At 45.4% G+C, this 6,899-nt stretch carries 6 protein-coding genes; 4 read left to right on the top strand and 2 right to left on the bottom strand.

All coding sequences use genetic code 11. From position 1 onward, the window contains the following. On the top strand, positions 1 to 1,247 hold a 1,247-nt coding region (locus tag KL866_RS06695), incomplete at its 5' end, for a nidogen-like domain-containing protein (RefSeq protein WP_214994167.1). A gap of 77 nt (positions 1,248 to 1,324) precedes the next feature. After that, complete coding sequence (locus tag KL866_RS06690) at positions 1,325 to 1,813, top strand: invasion associated locus B family protein (RefSeq protein WP_214994160.1); 489 nt, start codon at positions 1,325 to 1,327, stop codon at positions 1,811 to 1,813. Positions 1,814 to 1,841: 28 nt separating this feature from the next. On the opposite strand, the gene hutG is transcribed toward KL866_RS06690, so the two are convergent. Both hutG and hutI read right to left on the bottom strand, forming a co-directional pair. Next, complete coding sequence (gene hutG / locus KL866_RS06685; RefSeq protein WP_214994158.1) at positions 1,842 to 2,819, bottom strand: formimidoylglutamase; 978 nt, start codon at positions 2,817 to 2,819, stop codon at positions 1,842 to 1,844. Beyond that, positions 2,812 to 4,071, bottom strand: a complete 1,260-nt coding sequence (hutI, locus tag KL866_RS06680) for an imidazolonepropionase (RefSeq protein WP_214994171.1) — start codon at positions 4,069 to 4,071, stop codon at positions 2,812 to 2,814. Before hutI ends, hutG begins: the two co-directional genes overlap by 8 nt. 229 nt (positions 4,072 to 4,300) lie before the next feature. On the opposite strand from hutI, the gene hutC reads away from it, so the two are divergent. Beyond that, positions 4,301 to 5,023, top strand: a complete 723-nt coding sequence (gene hutC, locus KL866_RS06675; protein ID WP_214994156.1) for a histidine utilization repressor — start codon at positions 4,301 to 4,303, stop codon at positions 5,021 to 5,023. A gap of 106 nt (positions 5,024 to 5,129) precedes the next feature. Beyond that, entirely contained in the window at positions 5,130 to 6,899 is a 1,770-nt protein-coding gene (hutU, locus tag KL866_RS06670) for a urocanate hydratase (protein WP_214994155.1), read from the top strand.

Below are 6,899 nucleotides of genomic sequence, written 5' to 3'. Positions count from 1 at the left end.
AAATAAGGTATAAGGAAGTTATAAGCATGAAATGGTTAAGCACTGTTGCAGTTGCCTCACTAACCCTCGCGAGTTTTTCATTTAACACCCAGGCCAATATCATCATAGGTGGAATGGGCGGACTTGAGGGCTACGGCACAGATGAAACTTACACCGAGTGGGCTCCTGAGTTTAATTTGCCCTTCGAGGTGAAACTCGGCGATAACAGCTATGAAATTTTCCGTCCTAGACAGTACGGTACTATAGCGTTTCTTGAGAGTGCTAGCTTAGCATACAACGGCGATTCTATTGTCCCTTTTACCGCGACCGGCAATTATAACTGTTTTGGTTGCGGTCAAACTTATATTGGTTCGCCCCAAGAAGGTGTAGTTGCTGTAACTTGGAGTGAAATGAGTACTGATGCGTTCTATCAGGAAAGTGAAGATAACCGTTATAATACGTTTCAAGCACTACTTATAGACCGCTCTGATGATACTGGACAAGAAGGTGATTTTGATGTCGAGTTTAGATATCAAAAACTAGAATACAGAGAGGCGGAAGAAGATAGTGAATATACTCCAGCTTCTCAAGCGGGAGTTTCAACTTCCACACAAGGTTTCATTTCACTTCCTGGAAGTGGCGTTGAAAAAATCTTGGAATTAGCTGAAAGTTCGAATGTTGATGAAACTGGCATTTGGGTATATAACTTCAGAGACGGCGTTGCCTCTTTAGCCTCTGATGATGCAACTAGTGAAGGTACGGGTACGTCAGTAGATCCTTTTATGCCAACCGAGGTGGTAGATGGCGGCTGGGAGTTTGACTTCAGTGTTGAACAGGAAGAACAAGTTTTCATCGACCCTGATGTAGCCATTGGATACGACTATGTAGTCGAATCAGGTCCTAACATTGGTTCTGTATACCTACCTTCAGGTTTCGATGCAGATTACGAACTTTGGTTGATGGGAAATAATGGTTGGGAATTTGAGAGCAACCTTCTTGCTGAAGAAGAGTTCCTTTTCAATTCTGATGGTGTGTCTGAGTTTCGTATTTTGGGTATCGACACATCCAACATGATAAATCCTGAAGATGATATGGCATTCGTAACTGGCTTAACGTTTGTTGATTCGGGGAACGTTGTGATGACCCAAACTCCTATCACAGAATTTGTTGCTGCTCCTACAGCAGTAAGTGAGCCTAGTCATATCCTTCTACTTCTCACTGGGTTAGGGTTTATTAGCTTACGTAAATTTCGTAAGAAGTCCGCCTAGTAATTTAGGTTCAAGTAGGTAAATGAATAAGGGTCTAATTAAGAGACCCTTTTTTATATTATAAAAGGTATCAACAAGTGCGACACTCACTCACTAAGCTCATCTTTATTTTATCGTTATTCATAAGAGTTCCATGCAGTTCAGTTTTAGCCGCTGAAGTCTTCGATTCTTGGAGTTATGAATGTAAAGCCAACAGTTGTTTCGCAAGTCAGTTATTGTTGTCGAAAAAGGGACAAAAGACAGGCGTTGTAGCAGGTATGAGCGTTGCTCTTGCGTCTAAGCAACGTACTATTCTTACTTTACGCTTTACGAATGATGCAGAGAAGAGCGCTGGGGTTGGTTTAAAAATAGATAATGAAAAAGCAATTCGCACTAAAATATTGGCTTGCGATAGTAAAATTTGTGAAACCAATATAGTGATGGATGAGAAATTGATTTCAGAAATGCTAGAAGGGCAGGTGGCCCAAGTAGCCTTTATGAGTCAAACCACTAATAAGCAAATCACGCTTCCATTCTCTTTGCAGGGGTTTGCGCCAGCATTTCTCAAGCTCAACGAGAAAAAATAACTTATCCAAATTGTAGGCTGTAAATATATTACGTTCGAGTACGAGAGCAAAACACAGCATCTACCACCTCAAAAATTAGCCGTGCAGCCAGCTTTGCTGTGCGGCTATCAATATCATAGTTGGGGTTCATTTCCGCAATGTCACACAGTCTCCATTGATACCCGTAAGTGCTTTGGTGCTGTGCTAAAAAGTGTAGCGTGTTGATGACAAGCGCTGGGGAAATCCCCAAGGTGCTGGGAGCGCTTACGCCGGGGGCAAGAGCAGCAGGAAATGCATCTAAACATACTGTGACGTAAAGCTCGTCGATGTCTTTTAGCATCGGGGAGAGCAGCTCACCTATTCGCTGCATACAAAGCGATTCATCACCTAATGCCACGTCGGTTAAATAGCGCGTGTTAGACGTATTGGCAAAGTTAAAAAGTGCTTGTGTATTGGCTGCTTTAGATACGCCCAAACAGGCATAATAAAACGGTACGCCGTGAAGCTGACAATGTTCGTATACTTGCCGAAATGGCGTACCAGAACTGGTGTTTGGAGAAGGCTTTCTAAGGTCAAAGTGGGCGTCAAAGTTTATAATGCCAATGCGGGCATTGTCCGCTCTAGTATTGAAAAGCCCCTGATAGCTGCCCCACGCGATTTCATGACCTCCTCCTAAGCCGATTGTTAACCCCTTGTGTTGACTAAGTGCAAAGGTAATAGCATCGGCATATTGCTTCTGCGCTTTGGATAAGTTCTCTTGGGCGGTGACATTACCTAAATCAGCCAGTGAAGTTCTTGACCAGTGCCAGGGTAAGTTAGCAAGTGCTTGGCGAATAGCGTTAGGCCCACTAGATGCGCCTACCCGACCTTTATTAAATGCTACACCTAAGTCGCATTCAAACCCCACAAGGGTAATGGTATTGGCCAAAGCGCTATCTTCACCAACCTCAATTTCGTTAACTTTTTGATGCCAGCGCAAGCCTTCAGCACCATCTTCACTGTCTATTCTACCTTGCCACTTAAACATGTTTACCCTCCTTATACACAGCAATAGGGCGATAGCCATTAATACAGTAGGCAAGTTCAGCTGGCGTTTCTATATCCCACAAGGTGAAGTCGGCAAGCTTTTCCACATCAATAACGCCTCTGTCTTGAAGCCCGAGCGCCTTCGCCGCGTGCACCGTGGCGCCCCGAAGTGCTTCTTCTGGGGTTAACTGAAACAACACGCAACTCATATTCATCGCCGTAAGTATAGAAGCTAAAGGCGAACTGCCAGGGTTAAAGTCTGTCGCTATCGCCATAGGTATTTTATGAGCTCGAAGCGCATTTACAGGCGGCTTTTGTACTTCGCTTAAGTAATAAAATGCACCAGGTAACAAAACGGCAACGGTACCACTTTGTGCAAGTAAGGAAATATCGCTATCAGCCAAATACTCGATATGATCTACCGATAAGGCGCCATATTTAGCCGCTAAAACAGCACCTTTACTGTCGCTAAGCTGCTCTACATGAGCCTTAATCGGCAGGCCATGTTGCTGCGCACTGGTAAATACTCGTTCTGTTTGTGAAGTGGAAAAGCCGATGGTTTCACAAAATACATCGACGGCATCGGCCAATTTCTGTGAGGCAATAAATGGAAGAGCTTGGTCGCAAACAAAGTCGATGTACCCGTCTGGATCCTCAGCAAATTCATTGGGCAGGGCGTGAGCGCCTAAATAGGTGGTTTGAATACTAACAGGAAGGTGCTGTTCAAGAGATTTAGCCACACGTAACATGCGCACTTCAGTGTCTAAATCTAATCCGTATCCTGATTTTACTTCAATGGTCGTTACGCCCTCTTCGCACAGTCGTTTAGCACGCTTTATCGCGGTATTAAGCAAAGTACTCTCATCAGCACATCGCGTTTTTTCCACTGTGCCTTTAATGCCGCCACCTCGCTGTGCAATGTCAACGTAGCTTGCGCCCTGCAATCGCATCTCAAATTCTTCAGCGCGATTACCGCCGTAAACTAAGTGAGTATGACAATCGATGAAGCCTGGCATTAACCAGGGTAGTTTAGTTGGTTCGCCTTTATTTTGTGGAATGAACGTAGTGGCATCTATCATGTTATCTGCCTGCTCAAATGCTTCGTGTAGCGAGCTAGCGCAAGGAAGCAAGGCGGTGATTTTGCCGTCCTTTAGGGCAATAGCGTGTGAAGATAGTTCGCCGTAAGGCGAGCCATTGTATTGCATAGACGCAATACGTACGTTGTAAATAATCGAGTCGTACTGATAGCCCATAACATGATCCACTTTTAGCCACTTCTATCTGATTTTTATCCAATAGTCGTTATTAGATTTGTTGCAACAAACTTCTCTTACAATGACGATTTCTTGGCCGATTTCCGGAACGCCTTCAGAAACTAGTTTGAAGCAACGCCTAAATTCAATTCAGCATACTTGTACATACTTGTATATACAAGTATGCTGTTAGCATATTATTAACAATTTAGTTGTGAATAACCACGATATGCAACCTAGGTACAGGATAATCAAAACGGCAATTTTGGATGCCATAGAAAACGGTGTAATGAAGCCTGGTATTCAAGTGCCTTCAGAAAACCAACTTGCTCAGCAACATGGTGTTAGTCGAATGACTGCACGACGTGCGTTAAGTGAAATGGTCGACGAGGGCATATTAATGCGTAGCCAGGGCATAGGCACATTTGTTTCAGATAGCCGCCCTATGAGTTCAATGTTAGAAATCAAAAGCATTCGCGATGAAATTGAACGGCGGGGGCATAGATACACTAACGAAATATTGGTGCTTGAAACTGCACCTGCCAGTGATGCTATTTCACAGCGTCTAGCCGTTGATGTAGGTGAACCTGTATTTCACAGCATTATCGTGCATTGCGAGAACAATTTGCCCGTTCAGTATGAAGACAGGTGGGTTAATCCAGCTTGGATTAATGACTACTTAGATAAGGATTTTAAAGCGCAAACCGCAAACTTTTATCTAAACCAAGTTGCGCCCCTTTCACAGGCGGACCATAGCGTAGAAGCTGTAATCGTTGAAAAAGATATTGCACAAGCGTTACTGATAAAACCTAAAGAGCCTTGCCTAAAGATTACTCGAAGGACTTTTTCACGTGGGACGGGAAATGAAAATGGGTCAGCCGCTGTAGTTAGTCACGCTGTGTTGTTCCACCCTGGCAGTAGATACCGACTGGGAGGACACTTGGAGTTTTAAGTGTAGACGCGCCTAAGACGCTAACTCTCAAGGCGCTTTTTATAAAGATACTGCTTCTTATAACAAAAATATTTCAGTAAAAGAAAAAGATGCCTAGGAGAAGTTTATGAAACGCCTCGACCCTACAAGAGAAATTCGTGCCCCAAGAGGCAGTACGTTAAACGCAAAGAGTTGGCAAACCGAAGCACCGCTTCGCATGTTAATGAACAACCTGGATCCAGAAGTGGCGGAACATCCACAAAACTTAGTAGTTTACGGCGGCATTGGGCGCGCGGCCCGAGATTGGGCGTCATACGACAAAATTGTTGAAGTACTTAAGCGCTTAAATACAGATGAAACATTACTTATTCAATCAGGCAAGCCGGTTGGCGTATTTCCTACCCATGAAAACGCACCTCGCGTGTTAATTGCTAACTCTAACCTTGTCCCGCACTGGGCTAATTGGGAGCACTTTAATGCTCTGGATAAAGAAGGTTTGATGATGTACGGGCAAATGACGGCAGGGTCGTGGATATATATAGGCTCGCAAGGCATTGTGCAAGGCACGTACGAAACCTTTGTGAGCGTGGCTAAAACCCATTTTGACGGCAGTGCTGAAGGGCGCTGGATTTTAACCGGCGGCTTGGGCGGTATGGGTGGGGCGCAGCCACTTGCCGCTACCATGGCAGGCTTTTCAATGGTGGCAGTGGAGGTTGATGAAACCCGTATAGACTTTAGAATTCGCACAGGCTATCTAGATAAAAAAGCGCATTCGTTAGAAGAAGCTATGCAACTACTAAAGGAAGCCAAGCTAGACGGTAAACCGGTCTCCATTGGCTTGCTTGGCAATGCTGCTGAGGTATTTCCCGATATACTAGAAAACGAGATTATTCCAGATGTCGTTACCGATCAAACCAGTGCTCACGACCCGCTTAATGGCTATTTACCGGTGGGTTGGACGCTCGATCAAGCCGAGGCGCAGCGTGCAAAAGACGAAGCCTGCGTGATTAAAAAAGCGAAACAGTCGATGGCATTACAGGTTAAAGCCATGCTGGGTTTTCAAGAAGCCGGCGCGGCAACGCTCGATTATGGCAATAATATCAGGCAAATGGCGCTGGAAGAGGGCATTGAGCATGCTTTTGATTTCCCAGGTTTTGTTCCCGCCTACATTCGACCGCTGTTTTGTCAGGGGATTGGCCCATTTAGATGGGGAGCGCTGTCGGGCGACCCAGAAGATATCTATAAAACAGACGCTAAAGTCAAAGAACTAATCCCTGACAACCCACATCTTCACAATTGGCTGAACATGGCCAAAGAACGCATTCAGTTCCAAGGGCTACCTGCGCGCATTTGTTGGGTTGGTCTGGGAGAAAGACAAAAGTTAGGTCTGGCCTTTAACGAGATGGTTCGCCGTGGCGAGCTAAGCGCACCAGTAGTGATTGGGCGGGATCATCTCGATTCTGGCTCAGTAGCTTCCCCAAATAGAGAGACCGAGGCCATGCTCGATGGGTCAGATGCCGTATCAGATTGGCCGCTGCTAAACGCGCTATTGAATACCGCAGGTGGTGCAACCTGGGTGAGCCTTCATCATGGTGGTGGGGTAGGTATGGGCTTCAGCCAACATTCGGGCGTAGTGATTGTTTGTGATGGAACTGATGCAGCGGCCGAACGTATTGCTCGGGTATTACATAACGACCCTGCCACAGGCGTGATGCGTCATGCCGATGCGGGCTATGATATTGCGAGAGACTGTGCTGCTAAACACAACCTTGACCTTCCTATGGTCAATACCGTGGCTAATAATAAAGGAGCTGGCAATACAGGCTCAAGTCATGGCTTACACCAAAAAAGCTCACATCAAAATAGCTCATACCAAAACCTAGGCGGGGAGGCGTAG

The organism is Alteromonas sp. ALT199 (assembly GCF_018619335.1).
Lineage (GTDB): Bacteria > Pseudomonadota > Gammaproteobacteria > Enterobacterales > Alteromonadaceae > Alteromonas.
Note: the sequence above shows the minus strand (reverse complement) of the source record. Positions and strands in the feature narration are given on the sequence as shown.

Excerpts from the sequence above, each read along its gene's own strand:
- hutG (WP_214994158.1), bottom strand. The coding sequence starts at position 2,819 with ATGTTTAAGTGGCAAGGTAGAATAGACAGTGAAGATGGTGCTGAAGGC.
- hutI (WP_214994171.1), bottom strand. The coding sequence starts at position 4,071 with ATGGGCTATCAGTACGACTCGATTATTTACAACGTACGTATTGCGTCT.
- hutC (WP_214994156.1), top strand. The coding sequence starts at position 4,301 with ATGCAACCTAGGTACAGGATAATCAAAACGGCAATTTTGGATGCCATA.
- hutU (WP_214994155.1), top strand. The coding sequence starts at position 5,130 with ATGAAACGCCTCGACCCTACAAGAGAAATTCGTGCCCCAAGAGGCAGT.